Annotated in this window: 20 protein-coding genes; 10 read left to right on the top strand and 10 right to left on the bottom strand. The window is 74.6% G+C overall.

The window, feature by feature from the left end; translation table 11 throughout:
• Positions 1 to 41: 41 nt before the first annotated feature.
• The 3 genes from ACWDNY_RS20660 to ACWDNY_RS20650 all read right to left on the bottom strand — a co-directional run bounded on the left by ACWDNY_RS20660 (position 42) and on the right by ACWDNY_RS20650 (position 2,260).
• On the bottom strand, positions 42 to 392 hold the full coding sequence (locus ACWDNY_RS20660; protein ID WP_451647232.1) for a MazG-like family protein: 351 nt from the start codon (positions 390 to 392) through the stop codon (positions 42 to 44).
• A 67-nt stretch (positions 393 to 459) separates the two neighbouring features.
• Positions 460 to 1,005, bottom strand: a complete 546-nt coding sequence (locus tag ACWDNY_RS20655) for a DoxX family protein (protein WP_451647231.1) — start codon at positions 1,003 to 1,005, stop codon at positions 460 to 462.
• A gap of 181 nt (positions 1,006 to 1,186) precedes the next feature.
• Positions 1,187 to 2,260 (bottom strand): Gfo/Idh/MocA family protein, encoded by a 1,074-nt coding sequence (locus ACWDNY_RS20650; protein WP_451647230.1) that lies wholly within the window; start codon positions 2,258 to 2,260, stop codon positions 1,187 to 1,189.
• An 86-nt stretch (positions 2,261 to 2,346) separates the two neighbouring features.
• Between ACWDNY_RS20650 and ACWDNY_RS20645 the strand changes: the two genes are divergently transcribed.
• From ACWDNY_RS20645 to ACWDNY_RS20625, 5 genes are all read left to right on the top strand, one after another.
• Positions 2,347 to 3,708 carry a multidrug effflux MFS transporter gene (locus tag ACWDNY_RS20645; RefSeq protein WP_451647229.1) on the top strand — a complete coding sequence of 454 codons (1,362 nt, stop codon included), beginning with the start codon at positions 2,347 to 2,349 and terminating at the stop codon, positions 3,706 to 3,708.
• The gene (locus tag ACWDNY_RS20640; RefSeq protein ID WP_451647228.1) at positions 3,621 to 4,835 is read left to right on the top strand and encodes a serine hydrolase domain-containing protein; all 1,215 of its coding nucleotides are present in this window, start codon (positions 3,621 to 3,623) and stop codon (positions 4,833 to 4,835) included. The genes ACWDNY_RS20645 and ACWDNY_RS20640 overlap by 88 nt, the downstream gene beginning before the upstream one ends.
• 577 nt (positions 4,836 to 5,412) lie before the next feature.
• Entirely contained in the window at positions 5,413 to 6,408 is a 996-nt protein-coding gene (locus tag ACWDNY_RS20635; RefSeq protein ID WP_451647227.1) for a small ribosomal subunit Rsm22 family protein, read from the top strand.
• Between the two features lie 119 nt (positions 6,409 to 6,527).
• Complete coding sequence (locus ACWDNY_RS20630) at positions 6,528 to 7,142, top strand: TetR/AcrR family transcriptional regulator (RefSeq protein WP_451647226.1); 615 nt, start codon at positions 6,528 to 6,530, stop codon at positions 7,140 to 7,142.
• A 169-nt stretch (positions 7,143 to 7,311) separates the two neighbouring features.
• Positions 7,312 to 8,046, top strand: a complete 735-nt coding sequence (locus tag ACWDNY_RS20625; RefSeq protein ID WP_451647225.1) for a bifunctional DNA primase/polymerase — start codon at positions 7,312 to 7,314, stop codon at positions 8,044 to 8,046.
• A 66-nt stretch (positions 8,047 to 8,112) separates the two neighbouring features.
• Here the strand turns inward: ACWDNY_RS20625 and ACWDNY_RS20620 are convergent, their stop codons facing one another.
• The 4 genes from ACWDNY_RS20620 to efeO are packed head-to-tail and all read right to left on the bottom strand — an operon-like array spanning position 8,113 to position 12,373.
• The gene (locus ACWDNY_RS20620) at positions 8,113 to 9,114 is read right to left on the bottom strand and encodes a hypothetical protein (RefSeq protein WP_451647224.1); all 1,002 of its coding nucleotides are present in this window, start codon (positions 9,112 to 9,114) and stop codon (positions 8,113 to 8,115) included.
• The gene (gene efeU, locus ACWDNY_RS20615) at positions 9,074 to 9,946 is read right to left on the bottom strand and encodes an iron uptake transporter permease EfeU (RefSeq protein ID WP_451647223.1); all 873 of its coding nucleotides are present in this window, start codon (positions 9,944 to 9,946) and stop codon (positions 9,074 to 9,076) included. Before efeU ends, ACWDNY_RS20620 begins: the two co-directional genes overlap by 41 nt.
• Before the next feature lie 3 nt (positions 9,947 to 9,949).
• On the bottom strand, positions 9,950 to 11,224 hold the full coding sequence (gene efeB, locus ACWDNY_RS20610; RefSeq protein ID WP_451647222.1) for an iron uptake transporter deferrochelatase/peroxidase subunit: 1,275 nt from the start codon (positions 11,222 to 11,224) through the stop codon (positions 9,950 to 9,952).
• Positions 11,225 to 11,233: 9 nt separating this feature from the next.
• The gene (efeO, locus tag ACWDNY_RS20605; protein WP_451647221.1) at positions 11,234 to 12,373 is read right to left on the bottom strand and encodes an iron uptake system protein EfeO; all 1,140 of its coding nucleotides are present in this window, start codon (positions 12,371 to 12,373) and stop codon (positions 11,234 to 11,236) included.
• A 216-nt stretch (positions 12,374 to 12,589) separates the two neighbouring features.
• On the opposite strand from efeO, the gene ACWDNY_RS20600 reads away from it, so the two are divergent.
• Positions 12,590 to 13,309, top strand: coding sequence for a PhzF family phenazine biosynthesis protein (locus ACWDNY_RS20600; RefSeq protein WP_451647220.1), 720 nt, complete (start codon positions 12,590 to 12,592; stop codon positions 13,307 to 13,309).
• Positions 13,310 to 13,397: 88 nt separating this feature from the next.
• Here ACWDNY_RS20600 and map read toward each other — a convergent pair whose 3' ends face one another.
• Positions 13,398 to 14,255, bottom strand: coding sequence for a type I methionyl aminopeptidase (gene map, locus ACWDNY_RS20595; protein ID WP_451647219.1), 858 nt, complete (start codon positions 14,253 to 14,255; stop codon positions 13,398 to 13,400).
• 58 nt (positions 14,256 to 14,313) lie between these two features.
• Here map and ACWDNY_RS20590 point away from each other — a divergent pair, with 58 nt between their 5' ends.
• Complete coding sequence (locus ACWDNY_RS20590; RefSeq protein WP_451647218.1) at positions 14,314 to 14,544, top strand: hypothetical protein; 231 nt, start codon at positions 14,314 to 14,316, stop codon at positions 14,542 to 14,544.
• Between the two features lie 224 nt (positions 14,545 to 14,768).
• Here the strand turns inward: ACWDNY_RS20590 and ACWDNY_RS20585 are convergent, their stop codons facing one another.
• Positions 14,769 to 15,371 carry a hypothetical protein gene (locus ACWDNY_RS20585; RefSeq protein ID WP_451647217.1) on the bottom strand — a complete coding sequence of 201 codons (603 nt, stop codon included), beginning with the start codon at positions 15,369 to 15,371 and terminating at the stop codon, positions 14,769 to 14,771.
• A 377-nt stretch (positions 15,372 to 15,748) separates the two neighbouring features.
• On the opposite strand from ACWDNY_RS20585, the gene npdG reads away from it, so the two are divergent.
• Positions 15,749 to 16,453, top strand: coding sequence for an NADPH-dependent F420 reductase (gene npdG, locus ACWDNY_RS20580; protein WP_451647216.1), 705 nt, complete (start codon positions 15,749 to 15,751; stop codon positions 16,451 to 16,453).
• 56 nt (positions 16,454 to 16,509) lie between these two features.
• On the top strand, positions 16,510 to 16,722 hold the full coding sequence (locus tag ACWDNY_RS20575) for a hypothetical protein (RefSeq protein WP_451647215.1): 213 nt from the start codon (positions 16,510 to 16,512) through the stop codon (positions 16,720 to 16,722).
• Here ACWDNY_RS20575 and ACWDNY_RS20570 read toward each other — a convergent pair.
• Positions 16,712 to 17,506: a site-2 protease family protein gene (locus ACWDNY_RS20570; RefSeq protein ID WP_451647214.1), complete on the bottom strand. Its 795-nt coding sequence runs from the start codon at positions 17,504 to 17,506 to the stop codon at positions 16,712 to 16,714. The genes ACWDNY_RS20575 and ACWDNY_RS20570 overlap by 11 nt on opposite strands.
• Before the next feature lie 189 nt (positions 17,507 to 17,695).
• On the opposite strand from ACWDNY_RS20570, the gene ACWDNY_RS20565 reads away from it, so the two are divergent.
• Positions 17,696 to 21,127, top strand: coding sequence for an AfsR/SARP family transcriptional regulator (locus ACWDNY_RS20565; RefSeq protein WP_451647213.1), 3,432 nt, complete (start codon positions 17,696 to 17,698; stop codon positions 21,125 to 21,127).
• Positions 21,128 to 21,164: the final 37 nt, after the last annotated feature.

The following is a 21,164-nucleotide window of genomic DNA, read 5'->3' as shown; positions in this document are numbered from 1 at the left end:
CCGGCCGCAAGAGATTCGCGCCGGCATGTCGATCGCCGTCGTCACCGTCCGGCTGCACCACAACGGCTGGTGACGCGGGCCAGGTGCCGGGCGAAGACCGCGCGGGCGTCCGGGGTCAGGGTCCGCAGCGCCACCAGGGCCGTGATCACCACGTCGCACAGCTCCGCCTGCACGTCCTCCCAGGTGTGACTGGTGCCCTTGCGCGGGTTCTGGCCGGTGGCGCCGATCACCGCCTGGGCGGCTTCGCCGACCTCCTCCGACAGCTTCAGCATGCGCAGCAGCAGGCCCTCCCGGCCGCCGTGCGGCTGGTCGGTCTCCAGCCACGCCCACAGGGCGTCGACGGAGGTCCACACGTCCGCGGGTGCCGCTTGGGGCAGGTCCTGATCGCTCATGACCCCAGCGTGCCAGTCCCGTTCCCCTGCGACAGCGCTCTTTCTCCTCGGACAGTCCTGCGGGCCCCTACTCCTCGAACAGCGCCTCCTGCTCGCCCTGCGCGGTCCGCCGCAGGTGACGGATCCGCCTGCCCACGACGAGGGCCGTCCCCGCGGCCACCGCCGCGAACGCCGCCGGGACCATCCAGCCCCGGTCGACGGCATGCCCGAGAGCGTGGTCCAGGGAGAGCCGGCCCGGGCCCGTGATGGCGAGACCGGCCGACGTCAGACCCAGGGAGGCCGCGTACTCGTAGCCCCCGCCCTGGGCGAAGAAGCCATTGGGCGCGTGCACCGCCGCCGCGCCCGCCATCGCGCCGGCCGCCGCAGCACCCGCCGCCGGGGTCGCCAGGCCCAGCGCGAGCAGCAGGCCGCCGCCCGTCTCCGCCAGGCCCGCCGCCATCGCGCTGGCCTTCCCCGGCCGGTAGCCGACGGACTCCATGAACTGGCCGGTCCCCTCGATGCCGCCCCCGCCGAACCAGCCGAACAGCTTCTGGGCGCCGTGCGCCGCCAGCACGCCTCCGGTGCCCAGGCGGAGCAGCAGCAGGCCGATGTCGCGTCGGTCGTAACAGGTCACGGTGACTCCCAGGCAGACAGCAGGAACAATGTCCCCTCCGCGTTTCCACCGTCGCACCGGTCACACACGGCGGCCCGCCCGCGACGGCCGTCCGGGTGGCTGGGCCCCGGGCGCGGTGCGATCCCGGCGGTCACCAGGACGCGAGCGGCCCGTGACGGGCGGGCGACGGCCACGCCGACGCTCAGGACAGCGCCGGCTCCGGCGTCCCCCCGGCGCCCCGCCCCGGGACGGCGGCGGCCGCCACCCCCGCCGTCTCCGCGGTTTCTCCCGGATACCGCACCCCGATCCGCTGCCGTACCGCGTCCAGCGTCCGCATCACCGCGAGGGTGCCGTCCAGCGGCACGAGCGGAGACTCCGTCTCACCCGCGCGCAGGGCCCGCATCACCTCCAGCGCCTCGTGCCGCAGGCTGGTGCGCGGTCCGTCGGCCGGGTCGGCGGCGAACTCCTCCGGGTCCCGGCCGTCACGGTGCAGCACGAAGCGCTCCGGGTGGAAGAAGCCGGCCGGCACGTCGATGCGGCCCCTGGAACCCGTCACCGACGCCGTCGTGCCCGTACCGCCCGTGATGGAGCAGTGCACCGACGCCAGAGCGCCGCTGTCCCAGGAGAGCAGGACGCCCGTCTGCAGGTCGACCCCCTCCGGGGACAGCACCGCCCGCCCGGTCACGTCCGACGGCTCACCGAGCAGCAATTGCGCGAACGACACCGGGTACACGCCGAGGTCGAGCAGCGCCCCGCCGCCCAGCGCCGGGTTCCGCAGCCGGTGCGCCGACGGGAACGGCCCCTCGAGCCCGAAGTCGGCCCGGACGGTGCGCACCTCGCCGATCGCCCCGTCGTCCACCAGCGCCTTCAGCCGCCGCACCAGCGGGTTGCAGTACATCCACATGGCCTCCATCAGGAAGCGCCCGTGCCGCCGCGCCAGCCCGGCCAGCTCCTCCGCCTCCCGCAGGTTCAGCGTGAACGGCTTCTCGCACAGCACGTGCCGCCCGGCTTCCAGGCACAGGCCCGCGGCGACCCGGTGGGCCGAGTGCGGGGTGGCGACGTACACGACGTCGACGTCGGCGTCCCGCGCGAGCTGCTCCCAGGTGCCGTACGCGCGGGGTATCCCGAACCGCTCCGCGAACGCCGTCGCCGACTCCTGCCGGCGCGAGGCCACCGCCACGACGTCCGCGTCCGGCAGGTCCACCAGGTCCGCCGTGAAGGCCGCCGCGATCCCACCGGTCGCAAGAATCCCCCAGCGCACCTTCTGCTCCGTCATCCCGGCCCCGCCCTCGCTCGCGTGATCGTCGGCACTCCGTACGAGCTGAGAGCATAGGTGCGGACTGCTCGGAGAGGGAGGGACACATGTCCGAGGGTGGGGCACCGGCGCCGCGCGCGTCGGAGGCGGCCGTACCGCCGCAGAGGACCGTGCCGCAGACGAGGGCCCCCGGGCCGCCGGGGGCGGCGGCGCGGCGCGTGGGACTCCTGGTCACCCTGATCCTCGGCGGGCTGACCGCCACACCGCCGCTGGCCATGGACATGTACCTCCCCTCGCTCCCGGAGGTCACCCGGTCCCTGCACGCGCCCGCCGCGACCGTCCAGCTCACCCTCACCGCGTGCCTGGCCGGCTTGGCCCTGGGGCAACTGGTCATCGGGCCGCTGAGCGACCGCTGGGGCCGCCGGCGGCCGCTGCTCACCGGGCTCGCCGTCTACGTCGTCGCCACCGCCCTGTGCGCCCTCGCGCCCACCGTCCACCTCCTCGTCGCCTTCCGGCTGGCGCAGGGGCTCGCGGGCGCCGCCGGCATCGTCATCGCGCGGGCCGTCGTCCGTGACCTCTACGACGGCGTGGCCATGGCCCGCTTCTTCTCGACCCTCATGCTGGTCTCCGGCGTCGCACCGATCGTGGCGCCGCTGATCGGCGGGCAGATCCTGCGGGTGACGGACTGGCGGGGCGTCTTCCTGGTCCTCACCGCCGTCGGTGTGCCGCTCGGCGGCATCGTCTGGGCCAGGCTCCCGGAGACGCTTCCCGCCACCGAGCGCCACAGCGGCGGCGTGGCGGACGCCCTGGGCTCGATGCGCCGGCTGCTCGCCGACCGCGCCTTCACCGGCTACCTGCTCGCGGGCGGTTTCGCCTTCGCCGCGCTGTTCGCCTACATCTCCGCCTCGCCGTTCGTCGTCCAGGAGATCTACGGCGCCTCCCCGCAGACGTTCAGCCTGCTGTTCGGGCTCAACTCGGTCGGGCTGGTCGTCGTCGGCCAGATCAACGGCAAGGTGCTGGTCGGCCGGGTCCGCCTCGACCTGGTGCTGACCGCCGGTCTCCTCGTGGTCGTCCTCGCCGCCGGGGCCCTCCTGCTGATGGCCACCGGCGTCCTGGGCGCCGTCGGTCTCACACCCGTCGCCGCCGCGCTGTTCGTGCTGATGTCCGCGATGGGCGTCACCCTGCCGAACACCCAGGCCCTCGCCCTCATGCGCACCCGGCACGTCGCCGGCTCGGCGTCCGCCCTGCTCGGCACGACCCAGTTCCTGATCGGCGCGGTCGTCTCCCCACTCGTCGGCATCGCCGGCGAGCACACCGCCGTCCCGATGGCCGTCGTCCAACTGACCGCCGCACTGGTGGCGCTGACCTGCTTCGTGGCAATGTGCCGACCCTGGACCACACGCCGGAGCGCGGCGGGCGGGGGCACGCGCTCGCCGGGCGACGCCGAGAGCCTGGGAGCGGACAACTGAGCACACCGAGACTCCGCGGGGACACCCCCGAGCGGGCCGGGCTCGACGCCGGCGAGCTGCGGCTGCTCGTCCGCGCGGTGCACGAGCTCGTCGAGGGGGAGCGGCCCTGGGCGGCGGGCGCCGTCGTGGTCGCCGGGCGGGGTTCGGTGATCGCCGTGAGCGAGGCGGCGGGCTGGGCCGTGCGGTACGCGGGCCACGACCCGGAGACCGGCCGCGACGTCGAACTGCCGTCGGCGGAGCGTGTGCCGATGACCGTGGGCACGCCGTTCGACCTGGCCTCGCTGACCAAGCTGTTCACCGCGGTCGCCGCCGTGCAGCAGATCGAGCGGGGCACGCTCGGCATCGACGCGCGCGTCGGCGCCTACCTGCCGGAGTTCCGTGCGGCTGCCGAGCACGGCGTGACCGTGCGGCAACTGCTCACCCACACCTCCGGGCTGCGCCCCGGGCTGCCGCTGTACGACTGCCCCGACGACGCGGCGCGGCTGGCGCTGCTGCGGGCCGAGCCGCCGGTGGGCGTGCCCGGTACGTACACCTACTCCGACCTGGACTTCCTGCTGCTGCAGCACGTCCTGGAGCGCGTGACGGGCCGCCGCCTCGACGCGCTCGTGCGCGACGGCATCACCCGGCCGCTGGGCATGACCGCGACCCGGTTCGGCCCGTGCCCGGGCGCCGCGGCGACGGAGGACCAGCGGCGGCCGTGGGCCAAGGCGGACCGGGGGATGCTGCGCGGTCAGGTCCACGACGAGAACGCCTGGGCGCTGGGCGGTGTCGCCGGGCACGCGGGACTGTTCTCGACGGGGCGGGACCTCGCCGTCTTCTGCCGCGCCCTGCTCGCCGGCGGCGCCTACGGACCGGCCCGCATCCTCGGGTCCGACTTCGTGGAGCTGCTGCTGGCGCCGCCCGGGCTGGGCTTCGCCGTGGACCAGGCGTGGTTCATGGGGGAACTGGCGGGGCGGGGCGCGGCGGGACACACGGGGTTCACCGGCACGTCCCTGGTGGTGGATCCGGCCACGGACACCTTCCTGGTGCTGCTGGCCACCACGGTGCATCCGCGTCGGCGTGCCCCGGACAGCGGGCCGCGGGCCGCGGCGGCGACGCGGCTGGCGCGGGCGGTCCGCGGCACCTGACCTGTGACCTGAGCGGACTGCGGCACCGGTGCTTCCGTGCCGTGCGTGCGGGGTCGTGGGTGGGACGGGGCCGGGACGGGGGTCCCCGTCCTCGGACCGGCGCGAGTGCGGTGTCCCGAGGAGCGCACTCGGCGTCGACGCGCCGGCCGCTGCGGGCGGGCACCCCCGTCCCGTCCCCTCCCGTCCGCGGACGGCCGCGGGTGCGTAGTGGTACGCGCGTCACCGTGTCGCCGATCCCCTCGGCTTCGAAACTGGCGGAAGTCCTGGACGGGCCGCGCCTCCCGCCGTAACAGCAAGGTGGGGAAGCGCTCCCGACTGGGACGGCAAGGGCGTCAGCCGGTTCGGGCAAGGGGACAGGACGGACCACGCGGCCGCAGTCGCCCGCGGACGGAAGGGGACGTGTCGGGGGGTGTGCGCCCGCAGCGGCCGGCGCGTCTGCGCCGGGTTCCTCGATGAGAGACCCAGTCCGCGCCGGTCCGAGGACGGACACCCCACGGCGCGGCCCCGACCCACATCGCAGCAGCCCGCGCACGCCACGATGGTCCGCCTCGCCCGGTGGACCTGAGAAAATCACAGGGTGAACGACCTTCTGTCCCCGGCCGAGACCCTCCGCGCCGCCCTCGCCGGTCTGCTCGACGGGCTGCCGCCCCGGCAGGCCGCGGGCGCGGTCGAACGGCTCATCGCCAGCTACCGGGGGAGCACCCCGACCGACGCCCCGATCCTGCGCGACCGCGCCGACGTGGTCGCGTACGCCGCCTACCGGATGCCGGCGACGTTCGAGGCCGTGCGCTCCGCGCTGGAGGCGTTCGCGGACGCCGCCCCCGGCTGGGCCCCCGCCGGCCACATCGACATCGGCGGCGGCACCGGGGCGGCCACCTGGGCCGTCAGCGCCACCTGGGACGGCAGACGGCCGGTGACCGTGCTCGACTGGGCCGAGCCGGCCCTGGCGCTCGGCCGGGAGATCGCCGCCGCGAACCCCGCGCTGACGGACGCCCGCTGGGAGCGGGCCCGGATCGGCGCGGCGATCGGCCTCGACGACACCGACCTCGTCACCGTGTCCTACGTCCTCGGCGAGCTGACCGCGTCCGACCGTGCCGCCGTCGTCGACGCCGCCGCGGCGGCCGCGCAGGCCGTCGTGGTCGTCGAGCCGGGCACGCCCGACGGCTACGCCCGCGTCCTCGCCGCCCGCGACCGGCTCGTCGCGGCCGGGTTCCACGTCGCCGCGCCGTGCCCGCACAGCGCCTCCTGTCCCATCGCGCCCGGCACGGACTGGTGCCACTTCTCGGCGCGTGTCAGCCGGTCCTCCCTGCACCGGCAGGTCAAGGGCGGGTCCCTCGCCTACGAGGACGAGAAGTTCAGCTACGTCGCCGCCACCCGGTTCCCCGTGACACCCGCCCCCTCCCGCGTGGTCCGGCGCCCGCAGATCCGCAAGGGGCAGGTGCTGCTCGACCTGTGCGAGAGCGACGAGCAGCTGCGCCGGCGGACGGTCACCAAGCGCCACGGCGACCTGTACAAGGCGGCGCGCGACGCCGACTGGGGGGACGCCTGGCCGCCGGAGGGCGCCGCCTCCTAGCGCCCCCGCTGCGAGGCCGGAAGCCCCGTTCCCTGCCGCGGCCCGGCGCTCACGGACGGGCACCCGTCGGCCGGGCCGTGGCGAGACGGCCCGTCTCACCTCCCTGCTACGGTCGGGCCATGGCCGACAAGCCCGCCCCCGACGCCGCCCGCCGCAGTGAGAAGTCCCGTCGCGCGATCTACGACGCCGCCCTCGCCCTCGTGGTGGAGGCCGGGTACCGCAGCACGACCGTCGAGGGCATCGCCGCCCGGGCCGGCGTGGGGAAGCAGACGATCTACCGCTGGTGGTCGTCCAAGGCGGAGGTGCTGCTGGAGGCCTTCCTCGACCTCGGGGAGCAGGCGGCCCGGCAGACGGGGCAGGAGCCGTACGAGATTCCCGACACCGGCGACCTGGTCGCCGACCTCAAGGCCGTGCTGCGGGCCACCGTCGACGAACTGCTCGACCCCCGGTTCGAGGCGCCGTACCGCGCCCTCGCCGCCGAGGGCGTGGTGAACGAGCGGCTCGGCCGGGAGTTCGTGGCCAGGCTGCTGGAGCCGGCGCTGGAGCTGTACGTGCGCCGGCTGCGCGCCGCACAGGCGGCCGGCGCCGTGCGGGCCGACGTCGATCCGCGCGTCGCCCTGGAACTCTTCGTCTCCCCGCTCGCCCAGCGCTGGCTGCAGCGCACGGGCCCGATCTCCCACGCCTACACCGACACCCTCGTCGACTACGCGCTGCACGGCATCGCGCCCCGCTGAGCGCAGGCCTCCACACCGCAGGCGAATGCCACGAACGGTCCCATCGGGGATGATTCCGGATGTGCGGTACGTCTCCTCCCGCCTGCCCGGATGCGGGGTCCGGCCCCCCGGGGCGCAGGATGGTGGGACCATGGGACATGCTGACGACACCAGCGAGGCGAGGGGATAGATGAGCGCGGAGTTCGGCGGCCGCACCGGCCGACAGGGCAAACTCTCCCAGTGGCTGCGCGGACGCCGCCCCGAGAAGACCGCCGGTGACGGCGGCCGGGAGGCCCTGCTGCTCGCCGCCGCCGCCGCGGGCCTGCCCCTCGCGCCCGCCGCGTACCCGGCACCGGGCTACCGCTGCTCCTGCGACCGCGTCGGCTGTCCCACGCCCGCCCGGCACCCGGTGTCGTTCGCGTGGCAGACGCAGTCCACGACGGACCGCGCCCAGATCGAGCGCTGGGCCCGGCACCAGCCGCAGGCCAACTTCATCACCGCGACGGGCATGGTCCACGACGTCCTCGACGTGCCCCTGGAGGCCGGGCGCGAGGCCCTGGAGCGGCTGCTCGCCACCGGCGTCGAGGTCGGCCCGGTCGCCGAGAGCGACGACGGCCGCCTGCTGTTCTTCACCCTCACCCGCGGCACCCCCGAGGACGAGGACGAGTGGTGGCCGTGCGAGCTGGACTGCCACCCGGAGACGATGGACGAGCACCCGGGGCTGCGCTGGCACTGCCGCGGCTCGTACGTCCTCGTACCGCCCGCCCGGCTGCCCGGCGACGACCGGACGGTGCGCTGGGTACGCGGCCCGGAGCACGCCCTGCCCGACCCCCTGACCCTGCTCGAGGCCCTCACCGACGCCTGCGCGCGCCACGTGGGCGACGAGGCCGCCCACCCGGACACGGCCTGGCCCCTGCGCCGCTGACGGCCCCGCCCCGCGCGGGAGCCCGGCGACCGGGCAGGGCACGGAGCCGCGGGGCCGTCGGCCCCGTTACCCGCCCTGCGCGGACGTCAGGCCCTGCACGCGGCCCAGTACCGTCACCCGCTGCCCTCCCGCGCCCCGCTCCGGGTCGAGGGCCACCGCGTTGGAGACGAACTCCATCGTCAGGGACTGCTTGATCTCACCGGTGGTCAGCGCCTGCACATCCCGGTTCGGGGTGGGCACGGAGGCGCCCGCCGCGGCCGTCTGCTTCTGGTAGTGGTGCGTGGTGAAGAAGACCAGCGCGCCGCCGTCCGCGGTGCGCAGCGCCAGCGGGGCGTAGTCGCCGTTCGTCAGCGGCTCGTCGATGTACTGCGTGGCAAGGCCCGGCCGGCTGGAGTTCCTGGCGCGCAGCGCACGCCACTCGGAGGTGTGCGGGCCCGCGGCGAAGTCCGTACCGCCGTTCTTCAGATAGTTCGTGTAGCTCCGGCTCAGGTCGCCCGGCGCGACGGCCGGCCCGGTCGAGTTCGCCGGCACGGCCTCCGCCCAGCCGGCCCGGTCCTTGCGGAACTCCGGCACGGTGCCCGGCGCGACGAGTGTCAGGTACGCCACCTGCCACCGCTCGCCGAGGCCGTCGCGCGTGAAGACCAGCAGCCAGCGGAAGTTGCCCGCCTTGTTGGCCTGGGCGTCGGCGAGGAACCAGCGCGGCCAGCCCGCCTTCTTGGGGATGGTGAACTTCGCGTCCGTCAGCCGCAGCGGCTTGTGCTCCGGGTTGCCGCCGGGGTGGTTGGCGTGACCGGCCTTCAGACGGGCCCCGTCGATCGCCCCGAGGGCGCCGGTGACGTAGGCCGCGTCCAGGGAAGGGTCGTAGGCCGCGTCGGCCTTGTTGTAGGCGGCCGTGAACTGCCGGAGCGCCTTCTCGGCCTCGGCGCGGGTGGCCGTCGGGAGCACCTCCCGCTCCCCGTGCACGACCACGCATCCGCTCGCCGTGGCCGACAGCGCGGTCACCGCGGCCGTGGCCAGCGCGATCCGGTCAAGCCTGCGAAGCCTCAGAGGTCCGCGATCCCTGGTCATCAGGTACCTTCACCTTCCCCTTCCCGGAGGCGAACCCTACCGGGGCGAGGAACAGCGCGAGCGCCGGGACCAGGTACAGCAGCCACACCGTGACCTGGAGGACCGTCGGGTCGGGCTGGAAGTTGAACACGCCCTTCAGCAGGGTGCCGTACCAACTGTCCGGCGGGACGGTGCCGCTGATGTCGAACGCCAGGCTGTTCAGGCCCGGGATCCAGTCGGCCTCCTGCAGGTCGTGGACGCCGTACGCGAGCACGCCCGCGGCGACGACCACCAGCATGCCGCCGGTCCAGGTGAAGAACTTCGCGAGGTTGATCCGCACGGCGCCGCGGTAGAACAGCCAGCCCAGCAGGACGGCGGTGGCCAGGCCGAGGGCCACGCCGACCAGCGGGCGCGGGCTGCCGTCGGAGGCCGCGTGCACCGACGCCCACACGAACAGGGCGGTCTCCAGTCCCTCCCGGCCGACGGCCAGGAACGCGGTGGCCACCAGGGCGCCGGTACCCATCGCGAGGGCCGCGTCGAGCTTGCCGTGCAGTTCGGACTTCAGGTGCCGTGCGGTGCGCCGCATCCAGAACACCATCCACGTCACCAGGCCGACCGCGGCGATGGACAGGGTGCCGCCGAGCGCCTCCTGCGCCTGGAACGTCAGCTCCTGGGAGCCGAATTCGAGGACGCAGCCGAAGCCCAGGGCGATGGCGACCGCGATGGCGATGCCCGCCCAGATGGGCTTCAGGGCGTCCCGGCGGCCGGTCTTGACCAGATAGGCGATCAGGATGCAGACGACGAGGCTGGCCTCCAGCCCCTCGCGCAGACCGATCAGGTAGTTGGAGAACACTGACTACGCCTCCTCGGACAGCAGAGTCCGGCCCCACCAGTCGCCCGGGTCCCGGACGCCGGGCGGGATCGCGAACACCGCCGAACCCACGTGCTGGATGTACTCGTTGAGCGCGTCGTGCGCCGCCAGCCTGCGCTGGAGCGGGATGAAACCCTTGCGCGGGTCGCGCTGGTAGGCCAGGAAGAACAGGCCGGCGTCCAGGCGGCCCAGACCGTCGGTGCCGTCGGTGAAGGAGTAGCCGCGGCGCAGGATCGTGATGCCCCCGTTGGAGTCGGGGTGCGCGAGCCGCACGTGCGCGTCGGGCTTCATCGCCTTCAGGAACGGCTCGTCGCGCTCGTTGGCCTTGCCGACCGCCGCCCCCTCGCGCTTGTCCCGGCCGAAGACGTCCTCCTGCTCCTGCAGCGAGGTGCGGTCCCAGGTCTCGATGTTCATGCGGATGCGCCGGGCGACCAGGTACGAACCGCCGGCCATCCAGTCCGGTCCGTCCCCGTCGCCGACCCAGACGAACTTCTTCAGCCGGTCGGACTCCGTCCCCGCGATGTTGCGGGTGCCGTCCTTGAACCCGAAGAGGTTGCGCGGCGTCTGGGCGCCGGGGGTCGTCGAGGAGGTCTTGCCGAAGCCGAGCTGGGACCAGCGGACGGCGACCTTGCCGAAGCCGATGCGGGCCAGGTTGCGGATCGCGTGCACGGCGACCTGCGGGTCGTCCGCGCAGGCCTGCACGCACAGGTCGCCGCCGGTGCGGGACTTGTCGAGGTTGTCGCCGGGGAACTTCGGCAGGTCGACGAGCGCCGCGGGCCGCTGGTCCCGCAGCCCGAACTTGTCGAAAAGCGACGGGCCGAAGCCGATGGTCAGGGTCAGCCGGGACGGCTTGAGACCCAGCGCCTCGCCGGTGTCGTCCGGGGGAGCCTCGGCGAGTCCGCCGTACGCGCCCTCACCGACCGTGTCGCCGGCGGTCATCCGCCGGGCGGCCGCCGTCCAGTCCTTCATCAGCTGCACGAACGCGGCGCGGTCGTCGGTCTTCACGTCGAACGCGGCGAAGTGCAGACGGTCCTGGACCGGGGTGGCGATGCCGGCCTGGTGCGCGCCGTGGAACTGCACCGCCCCGCCGGCCTCGGCCCCCGCCGGGTCGACGTCGTTGCCGGTACGGGTCATGGCCACGGTCCCGCCGGCCGCGGCGGCGCCGAGCGCGAGCCCCGCACCGCCCCAGCCGATCAGCGCGCGCCGGCTGGGCGCCTTCGCCGGGGCGGTCCCGGCGGTGGATTCCTGGGTTTCCGTCACGGTGGTCCCTTACTTGACGACGGCGGCGGCGAGCTTGGACAGCGGCTCGGCGAGCGCGTTCACCGCGTCCGACAGCTCCTTGCGGTCCTCGTCCCCGACCTTGTCGTAGGAGACGAACGCGTAGGACGACTTGTCCGTGCGGTACTTGTCGAGGAGGGTGTCGAGCGCGGCGAACTGCCGGTCGAGTTCCTCGGCCAGCGCCGGGTCGTTCTTCTGCGCCACCGGCTTGAGCAGGCCGTACGCCTTCTCCGCGCCCTCGACGTTGCCCTTGAAGTCCACGAGGTCGGTGTGCGAGTAGCGTTCCTCCTCGCCGGTGACCTTGCCGGTGGCGACCTCGTCGAGCAGTTCCTTGGCTCCGTTGGCCATGGAGGTCGGGGTGATGTCGGCCTGGCCGACGCGCTGCTGCCAGTCCTTCAGGTCGGTCACGAGCTGTCCGGCGAGGACCTTGTCCTCGGCGCCGATCTTCTTGTCGTGCCACAGCGCCTTCTCCAGGCGGTGCCAGCCGGTCCACTTCTGGCCGGGCTCCAGCCCGTCCTCGCGGACGTCGACCTTGGGATCGATGTCGCCGAAGGACTCGGCGACCGGCTCGGTGCGCTCCCAGCCCACGCGCGAGGGCGCGTACGCCTTCTGCGCGGCCGTCAGGTCGCCGTCCTGGACCGCCTTCACGAAGGCGGTGACGGCGGGCAGCGTCGCGTCGGCCTGCTGCTGGACGTAGGCGCGGTAATCGGCGACGGCCCGGTCCAGGCGCGGGTCGTGCCGGACGGCCTTGCCGCCGGTCGCCTTCACGTCCTGGCGGATGCCCTTGCCCTTCATGCCGGGCTTGCACGCGATCCGGTAGTCGCCGGCCTTCACCTCGGCGGTGACCTTCTGCCGGGTGCCCGGACCGATGTTCTCGCGCTCGGCGACGACCCGGTCGTCCGGGAAGAGGACGTAGACCTCGGTGACCTTCGAGCCCTTGTTCTCGATCGCGAGCTCGACGTGCCCCGCCGGGAACTCCTTCTTCGACACCTCGCACCGGTCGTCCGTCGCCGTCACGTCGATCACGTGGTCGCCGTCCTCGGCGCTGCTTTTCTGCGTGCAGGCCGTCAGGGAGGTCAGAGCCGCCGCGGCGGCGACGGCGGTGACGACGGAGAGTCGGACGACTCGCATGCAGAGCTCCCAGGGGCGGACGAAGTACTGAGGCTTGCCTAAGTTACCTGAGGCTTACCTCACCCGTCTCCCGCGGGTCCTGTGATACGGCTCCCACGGAAGGTCCGCAGGGCGAGCTCGATCACGGAGACGCGAAGAGAACCCCGTGGTCGGGCAAGGCGTCAGCCAACTGATCAGCTCTCGGGGAAGTCCCGCCGTGAGTGCTTCAATGCCCGGGTGACTGACTACGACGTGCTGCGCGTCTTCTGCGGGCCGGGCGGCGGCTACGGGACCGAACTCGGCGTCGTCCGCGACGGCTCGGTGATGCCCGGGCGGAGCGACCGGCAGACGTTCGCGGCGAAGCTCGGTTTCAGCGAGACCGTGTTCGTCGACGACCCCGAGCGCGGCGTCATCGACATCTACACCCCGGCCGCGCGCCTGTCCTTCGGCGGCCGCCCCTGCGTCGGGGCGGCCTGGCTGCTGGACGTCCCCGAACTGCTCACGCCCGCCGGAGCGGTCGGAGCCCGCCTGGACGGGGAGTTCAGCTGGATCGAGGCCCGCGCCGAGTGGGCGCCGCCGCACGCGCTGCGCCAGTACGCGACCGCCGCCGAGGTCGACGCCCTGCCCGTCGCGCCGCCGGAGACCGGTGCCGCACCGGCACCGTCCGGACCGTGGGGGAGCTGCTATGCCTGGGCCTGGGAGGACGCACGAGCCGGCCGTGTCCGCGCCCGGGCCTTCGCAGCCGCCGCCGACGCGCACGGCGACGGCGGCTCCGGCGGAGCGGGGGCGAGCGCCGGCGCCGTCGAGGAGGAGGCGACCGGCACGGCGGCCCTGCTGCTCACCGACCGGCTGGGCCGGGCCCTCAACATCACCCAGGGCGTGGGCTCCCAGATCCTCACGGCACCGCAGCCGGCCGGCTGGGTGGAGATCGGCGGGCGGGTCCACCTGGAACGCTGACCGGCCCACGCGGGCCGGGCGCCGGGTTTCCGCCCGGAGCTCCTGGCCGCGCGCCGCGTCGGCGCTCGCGTCACGGCAGGGTCTCGCGTCACGGCAGGGTGAGGACGTCCGCTCCCGTCTCCGTGACCACCAGCGTGTGCTCGAACTGTGCCGTCCGCTTCCGGTCCCTGGTCACGACCGTCCAGCCGTCGTCCCAGACGTCGTACTCGTGCGTGCCGAGCGTCAGCATCGGCTCGATCGTGAAGGTCATCCCGGGCTGCATGACCGTCGTCGCGTGCGGGCTGTCGTAGTGCGGGATGATCAGACCGGAGTGGAACGACGCGTTGATGCCGTGTCCGGTGAAGTCCCGCACCACCCCGTAGCCGAAGCGCTTGGCGTAGGACTCGATGACCCGGCCGATCACGTTGACCTGCCGGCCCGGCCGCACCGCCTTGATCGCCCGGTTCAGCGCCTCGCGGGTGCGCTCGACGAGCAGCCGGCTCTCCTCGTCGACGTCGCCGACGAGGTAGGTCGCGTTGTTGTCGCCGTGCACCCCGCCGATGTACGCCGTCACGTCCAGGTTGACGATGTCGCCGTCGCGCAGCACCGTCGAGTCGGGGATGCCGTGGCAGATCACCTCGTTGACCGAGGCGCACAGCGACTTGGGGAAGCCGCGGTAGCCGAGCGTCGAGGGGTAGGCGCCGTGGTCGCACATGTACTCGTGCGCCACCCGGTCCAGCTCGTCCGTGGTGACGCCCGGCGTGATGTGCCGGGCCGCCTCCTCCATCGCCTGCGCGGCGATCCGCCCGGCGACACGCATCGCCTCGACTGTCTCCGGCGTCTGCACCTCAGGCCCGGTGTACGGCTTCGGCGCGGGCCTGCCCACGTACTCGGGGCGTCGGATGTTTCCGGGCACGGAACGGGCGGGAGACAGCTCCCCTGGTACGAGCAGCGACTGGCCAGACATACCAACGAGTCTATCCAGCGCGGATGGGGGAACATGTCGGTGGCGAGAGGAGCTGGTCATGGCCCTGTTCAAGAAGCGGACCGCCGGGAAGCCGGGCGAGTGGTTCTACTGCCTGGAGCACAAGAGGGTCGAGGAGGGCCCGGACTGCCCGGCCAAGGACCGGTTCGGTCCGTACACCTCCCGGCAGGAGGCCGAGCACGCGATGCAGACCGCCCGTGAGCGCAACCTCGAGTGGGAGAACGACCCCCGCTGGCACGACGCCTCGGCACGGACCGGGGACGACGACTGACCGTCCCCCTGCCGGTGGCTCGCGGGGGCCTGCGTGCCGGTGGTTCCGGCGGGAGCCCGCCGGTGGTTCGTGGGCGGCCGGGCGCCGTGCGAAGCCCGGACAACCGTGCGCCGGCTCGCCGACGGCCGGGCGGCTTGCCGCCTGCCGGTGGGCCGTGCTGTCCGCGCGCCGACGGGCCGCGGGCGCCCGTGGCCGCCTGCCGGCGGTTGGTGGACGGCCGAGCGCTACCAGCGGGGCGGTGGCGGTGCCGTCAGGGAGTCCGCCAGCCGTGACAGGCGGTCCCGCAGCCGTCTGCGCCCCCGCGGGGACGGCACCGCGTTCTCCCCGGCGGCCGCGCTCACCAGGTGCTGCACGGTGTCCAGGTCCAGCTCGGAGCCGTCCGGCACGGCCAGCGACTCGTGCGCCAGCGCCGTCAGGTCCGCCTCGCCGGAGCCGAGCGCCAGCACCGTGGCCCCCGCCCGCCGGGCGTCGTGCACCCGCTCCAGCAGGGCTTCGCCCGCCGTGTCCGGGGCCACCACGAGCAGCGTCTCGCCCTGCCGCGCCGCCTGCAGCCGCCCGAGCCCGACGGCCAGGTGCGCCGGGTCCGAGGGCCGCGCCGCGTGCCGTACGAGCGTGGGGGCCAGTTCCGGGGTGCCCGACCAGGCGGCCTCGTCCACCAGGTGCGCCGCCAGGTGCCAGGGCTCGTAGTGCGGCGTTCCCACCAGCAGCAGACCGCCCCCGTGGGACACCACCGATCCGCGCAGCGCGCCCGCGAACCGTCTGGTGGCTCCCAGCCACTCGGTTCCGGCCAGCACTTCGCGGAGCAAGGCGACACGAACGGCGTCCATATGAGCGCATCCTGCCCCAGGCGGCGATCCGCGGCCCGGGGTTCGCCGCGAATTCCCCCGCTTCGGGGAACGCCGACGACCCCGTCCGCACCCACGTCGCCGGTCAGGCCCCCGCCCGCCAGTCGGCCAGGCCCTCCGCCCGCCGGCCGGACTCCCTGCCCGCCCGCCGGTCCGCTCCGCACCGGCCCCCGTCCGTGCACCCGGTTCCAGCCTCCTGCACGCCCCCTCCGCAACCCGGCCCGATCCGGCGCGGGCACCGCCGGACTCCCCAGTGCGCCTCGCCACTTCGGCCGTCCGGACAGCCGTGTCGCACCGGCTGCCGGACGCGCGGCCGCCGGCCGGCCCGGTGGGGCGGCGGGCGACGTAGAGTCGGGCCCATGACCTCTAGCGACAGTGCACAGAAGGCCCCCGCCAAGGACCCCTGGGACCTCCCCGACGTCTCCGGGCTCGTCGTCGGGGTGCTCGGCGGGACCGGCCCGCAGGGCAAGGGCCTCGCCTACCGGCTCGCCCGGGCCGGCCAGAAGGTGATCGTCGGCTCGCGGGCCGCCGAGCGCGCGCGGACGACGGCCGAGGAGATCGGGCACGGTGTGGAGGGCGCGAACAACGCCGAGGCCGCGCGCCGCAGCGACATCGTGATCGTCGCCGTGCCCTGGGAGGGCCACGGCGACACCCTGACCTCCCTGCGCGAGGAACTCGCGGGCAAGCTGGTCGTGGACTGCGTCAACCCCCTCGGCTTCGACAAGAAGGGCGCCTACGCCCTCACGCCCGAGGAGGGCAGCGCCGCCGAGCAGGCCGCCGCGTTGCTGCCGGACTCACGGGTGACCGCCGCCTTCCACCATCTGTCCGCCGTCCTGCTGCAGGACCCGGAGGTCGAGCAGATCGACACGGACGTCATGGTGCTCGGCGAGGAGCGCGTCGACGTGGAGGCCGTGCAGGCGCTGGCCTGCCGCATCCCCGGCATGCGCGGGGTCTACGCCGGCCGGCTGCGCAACGCCCACCAGGTGGAGGCGCTGGTCGCGAACCTGATCTCCATCAACCGCCGCTACAAGGCGCACGCGGGACTCCGGATCACGGACGTATGACTCCATGGGGGACACTGGTGGCCGAAGCAGTGTCCCCCGACAGGAGCCCCACCGTCATGTCCCCCCTGCCCCCGCCCAGCCCGGCCCGGCGACTCGCCCTCTACGCCCTGATCGTCTGCGTGCTCGCCGTGGCCGCGGCCGCGGTCTCCTTCGTCCGGGGCAGCTGGCTGGGGATCGTGTGGATCCTGCTGGCCGGCCTGTCGTCCAACATGACCTGGTACTACGCGCGCCGGGCCCGGACGGGACGGGACCGGTCCGTCACCGGCTGACGCAGATGTCCGCGGTCTCGTCCCAGAACCGGTACAGCTCCAGGCCGCAGTAGGTGTTGAGGTCACCGATCCCGAACCACCCCAGGACCGCGTCGACCACGTCGAAGAACACGGCGTTGACCGACGGCACCCACAGCAGCGCGAACACGAACAGCAGACCGAACGGCGCGAACGGCTCCACCTGGCGCCTGACGGCGTACGGCAGCCAGGGTTCGACGACGCCGTAGCCGTCCAGGCCGGGCACCGGCAGGAAGTTGAGGATGGCCGCCGAGACCTCGAGCAGGGACCAGAAGGCCAGTGCGAAACGGAACTCGAGCGGCATCCCGTCCAGGCCCAGCCAGAACGGCGCCGTGCACACCACCAGGAACAGCACGTTCGTCAGCGGGCCCGCGGCCGAGATCAAACTGTGCCGCCAGCGGCCCGGGACGCGGCCCCGCTCGATGAACACCGCCCCGCCGGGCAGGCCGATCCCGCCCATGATCACGAAGACGACCGGGAGCACGATGCTCAGCAGGGCGTGCGTGTACTTCAGCGGGTTCAGCGTGAGGTAGCCCTTGGCGCCGACCGTGATGTCGCCGCCGTGCAGCGCGGTGCGCGCGTGCGCGTACTCGTGCAGGCACAGCGAGACGATCCAGGCCGCGGTCACGAACAGGAACACCGCCACGCCCGGCTGCTGGGCGAAGCCGGTCCAGGTGGCCCAGCCGGTGACCGCGGTGACGGCCAGGATCCCGACGAAGACGGGGGAGACCCGTCTCTCGCTCTGGCGGGTGGTGGCGGTGGTCATCGGGGAGGGCTCCTCGGTGTGGTGGCGGACGGTGCGGGACGACCGTACAGGTGGCCGCGGGGCAACGGTCGGCACGGGCCCGGCGGTTCCCGGCCCGACGGACCGGAACGCCGTCCTCCGGCCCACGGCCCGGCCGGGGCCCCGGCAGGCGGGAAACCCGGGCGCGGAGCGGAGCCGTCGCCGGGGACAATGGGGCGCGTGCGCTACCGCATCCTCGGCACCACCCAGGCGTTCCGCTCCGACGGCACCGTCGTCCCGGTCGGCGGGGCGCGGCTGCGCGCCCTGCTGACCGTTCTCGCCCTGCGCCCCGGCCGGGCCGTTCCGGTGAGCGTGCTGGTGGACGAGGTCTGGGACGGCGATCCACCCGCCGACGCCACGGGCGCGCTGCAGGCGCTGGTCGGGCGGCTGCGCCGGGCGCTGGGCGCGGACGCGGTCGCCTCCGCGGAGGGCGGCTACCGGCTGGACGCGGTGGCGGACGACGTCGACCTGCACCGCTTCGAACGGCTGGCCGGCGAGGGCATCGCGGCGCTGGCCGACGGCGACCACGCCAAGGCGGCCACCGTGCTCGACGACGCCCTCGCCCTGTGGCACGGCCCGGTCCTCGCCGACCTGCCCGGCCGCAGCGCGGAGGCGGTCCGCCGCGAGGCCCGCCGGCTGGACGTGCGCCGGGCCCGCCTGAGAGCCGCGCTCGCCCTCGGCCAGGCCGAGCGGGCGCTGCCCGAGCTCACCGCCCTGTGCGAGGCCCACCCCCTGGACGAGCCGCTGCAGGCCCTCCGTCTGCGCGCCTTGCGCGACGCGGGCCGTACGGCTCAGGCACTGGCCGCCTACGACGACGTACGCCGTCTCCTGGCCGGCCGCCTGGGCTCGGACCCGGGCCCGGAACTGCGGACCCTGCACGGAGAGCTGCTGACGGCGTCCGCCCCCGGAGCCCCCGGCGCGCCCGGCAGCCCCGCGGCGCCCGGCGCACCCAGCGGCACGGCCGGCCCCGGCGCCGCGCCCGCCGGGCCGTCCTCCGGACGGGCCGTCGCGGCGCCGGCCGGGCCCGTCCCGGCGCCCCGCGGCGGCGGGACGGCGTCCGCCCCGTCCGGGACCGCCGCCGCCCGGCCCCCCGGCAACCTGCGCGCCCGGCTCACCTCGTTCGTGGGCAGGGAGGCCGACATCGAGGCGATACGGCACGATCTCGCGGGGGCCCGGCTGGTCACGCTCCTCGGAGCCGGCGGCGCCGGGAAGACCCGGCTGTCGCAGGAGGCCGCCGAGGCCGCGCGGCCGGCGCAGCCCGACGGCGTGTGGCTGGCCGAGCTCGCCCCGGTCGACGATCCCGACGCCGTGCCGGAGGCCGTGCTCACCGCCCTCGGCGCCCGCGAGACCGTGCTGCACGGCGCCGGCGCCGAGGAGATGCGGGCCGCGGTCGCCGACCGCCACGACGACCCCGTGGAGCGCCTCGTCGAGCACTGCGCCCGGCGCACCATGCTGATCGTCCTCGACAACTGCGAGCACGTCGTGGGGGCGGCGGCCCGGCTCATCGAGGAACTGCTCGCGCGCTGCCCGCGGCTCACCGTCCTCGCCACCAGCCGCGAACCCCTGGGCGTGCCGGGGGAGGTGCTGCGGCCGGTGGAGCCGCTGCCGGAGCCGGTCGCGCTGCGGCTGCTGGCCGACCGGGGGGCCGCGGCCCGGCCCGGTTTCCGCCCCGACGCCGACGAGGACACCGCGGCCGCCTGCGCGGAGATCTGCCGCCGCCTCGACGGCCTGCCCCTCGCCATCGAGCTCGCGGCCGCCCGGCTGCGCATGCTGACGCCTCGCCAGATCGCCGACCGGCTCGACGACCGCTTCCGGCTCCTGACCTCCGGCAGCCGTACGGTCCTGCCCCGGCAGCAGACCCTGCGAGCCGTCGTCGACTGGTCCTGGGAGCTGCTCGACGCCGGCGAACGGGACGTGCTGTGCCGCCTGTCGGTGTTCGCCGGCGGCTGCGACCTCGCGGCCGCGGAGGCGGTGTGCGGACCGGGCGCCTTCGACGCGCTCGGCTCCCTCGTGGACAAGTCCCTCGTCGTGGCCGCCCCCGCGCCCGACGGCGACATGCGCTACCGCCTCCTGGAGACCGTCTCCGAGTACGCCGGGGAACGGCTGGACGAGACCGGCGGGCGCAAGGACGCCGAGCGGGCGCACCTGACGTACTACCGCGAACTCGCCCGCACCACCGACCCGTTGCTGCGCGGCCCCGGCCAGGGCGCCGCCATCGAACGGTTCGAGCGCGAGTACGAGAACCTGCGCACCGCGCTGCGCCGCGCCGTCGCCGAACGCGACGAACAGGAGGCGCTGTGCCTGGTGCTGTCCCTGTGCTGGTACTGGCAGATGCGCGACCTGCGCATCGAGGCGCGCAACTGGTGCGCCGAGGTCATCGCGCTCGGCCCCGACCCGTTCACCGAGCCGGTCCGCCGGGCCGCCCCGGTGTGGCAGAGGTGCACGGACGCCCCGCCGCCGATGACCGGCGAGGTCCTCGCCGAGGCCCGGCGCGGTGTGCACCTGACCCACCTGGCCTGCATGGGCCCCGATGTGGCGATCTGGGAGAGCCCGCAGGCGAAGGCGAAGCTGCGCCTGATCACCGAGGTGTACGAGCCCGGGCTGCCGCAGACCTGCTACAGCCCGGGCCTGCTGTGGATCTACGCGGTGATGTTCAGCGGCGACATGGACCTGCTGCGCACGGTCGTCGACGCCGCCGTCCGCACCTGCCGCGGCGCCCCCGGCTACGAGTGGCAGCTCGCCGGCGCCCTGCAGATGCGCGCCAACCTGCTGGCCAACCGCACCGACTGGGCCGGTGACGCCGCCCGCGACGCCGACGAGTCTCTGGAGATCTACCGACGCCTCGGGGACGCCTGGGGCGCCGCCGAGGCGCTCTCCGCGCGCGGGGAGGCGCACGAGCGCACCGGCGCACACCGCGCGGCGGCGGCCGACTACGAGGCGGCGGTCGAGCACGCCGAACGCATCGGCGCCCGCGCCCAGGCCGCCGTCCTGCGGGCCCGGCTCGGCAGCGCGCTCGTGGAGGCGGGGCAGGCCGAGCGGGGCGAAAGGGTTCTGCGCGAGGTGATCGCCGAGAACGAGGGCGGCGGCAGCGAGGCGATGCCCGCGGCCCGGCTGTTCCTCGCCGGCCGGCTCGGCATGACCGGCCGCGAGGCCGAGGCCCGGGAACAGCTCAGGCTGTTGCGTCAGGAGTTCAGTGTCTCCGGCTTCGCCGTCTTCGACGGGTTCGTCCTCGCCGCGGAGGCCTGGCTGGACGCGGTGGACGGGGCGTGGGAGGACGCCCTGGACAAGACGCGCCGGGCGCTGGAGCGGGCCCAGGACCCGCTCTCGCGGGCCATCGCCCCGCACATGCACTCCGCGTACCTGACGATCGGCGCCATGGCGCTCGCCGGTGCCGACGGCGGCGCGCGCGCCGGGGACGCCGCCCGCTGCGTCGGGGCGGCCGACGCGCTGCTGCCGCCCCGCCACTGCCCGTCGGTGCTGGAGCGTCACATCCGTGACCTGGTCGTCGGACGGACGCGGGCCGTGCTCGGCGACGAGGCGTACGAGACCGCGTACGCGCAGGGCGGCGGCCTCTCCGCCGGGGAGGCCGCCGCCCTGCTCTGACCCGCACCGGCGGAGGGGTCCCGGTCACGTGGCGGGC

This window comes from Streptomyces sp. NPDC003697 (assembly GCF_053587115.1).
Note: the sequence above shows the minus strand (reverse complement) of the source record. Positions and strands in the feature narration are given on the sequence as shown.

What these genes read in the sequence shown, in the direction of transcription:
- ACWDNY_RS20660 (WP_451647232.1), bottom strand. Translation starts at nt 392, where the DNA reads ATGAGCGATCAGGACCTGCCCCAAGCGGCACCCGCGGACGTGTGGACC.
- ACWDNY_RS20650 (WP_451647230.1), bottom strand. Translation starts at nt 2,260, where the DNA reads ATGACGGAGCAGAAGGTGCGCTGGGGGATTCTTGCGACCGGTGGGATC.
- ACWDNY_RS20645 (WP_451647229.1), top strand. Translation starts at nt 2,347, where the DNA reads ATGTCCGAGGGTGGGGCACCGGCGCCGCGCGCGTCGGAGGCGGCCGTA.
- ACWDNY_RS20630 (WP_451647226.1), top strand. Translation starts at nt 6,528, where the DNA reads ATGGCCGACAAGCCCGCCCCCGACGCCGCCCGCCGCAGTGAGAAGTCC.
- ACWDNY_RS20625 (WP_451647225.1), top strand. Translation starts at nt 7,312, where the DNA reads ATGAGCGCGGAGTTCGGCGGCCGCACCGGCCGACAGGGCAAACTCTCC.
- ACWDNY_RS20620 (WP_451647224.1), bottom strand. Translation starts at nt 9,114, where the DNA reads ATGACCAGGGATCGCGGACCTCTGAGGCTTCGCAGGCTTGACCGGATC.
- efeO (WP_451647221.1), bottom strand. Translation starts at nt 12,373, where the DNA reads ATGCGAGTCGTCCGACTCTCCGTCGTCACCGCCGTCGCCGCCGCGGCG.
- map (WP_451647219.1), bottom strand. Translation starts at nt 14,255, where the DNA reads ATGTCTGGCCAGTCGCTGCTCGTACCAGGGGAGCTGTCTCCCGCCCGT.
- ACWDNY_RS20590 (WP_451647218.1), top strand. Translation starts at nt 14,314, where the DNA reads ATGGCCCTGTTCAAGAAGCGGACCGCCGGGAAGCCGGGCGAGTGGTTC.
- ACWDNY_RS20585 (WP_451647217.1), bottom strand. Translation starts at nt 15,371, where the DNA reads ATGGACGCCGTTCGTGTCGCCTTGCTCCGCGAAGTGCTGGCCGGAACC.
- npdG (WP_451647216.1), top strand. Translation starts at nt 15,749, where the DNA reads ATGACCTCTAGCGACAGTGCACAGAAGGCCCCCGCCAAGGACCCCTGG.
- ACWDNY_RS20575 (WP_451647215.1), top strand. Translation starts at nt 16,510, where the DNA reads ATGTCCCCCCTGCCCCCGCCCAGCCCGGCCCGGCGACTCGCCCTCTAC.
- ACWDNY_RS20570 (WP_451647214.1), bottom strand. Translation starts at nt 17,506, where the DNA reads ATGACCACCGCCACCACCCGCCAGAGCGAGAGACGGGTCTCCCCCGTC.
- ACWDNY_RS20565 (WP_451647213.1), top strand. Translation starts at nt 17,696, where the DNA reads ATGGGGCGCGTGCGCTACCGCATCCTCGGCACCACCCAGGCGTTCCGC.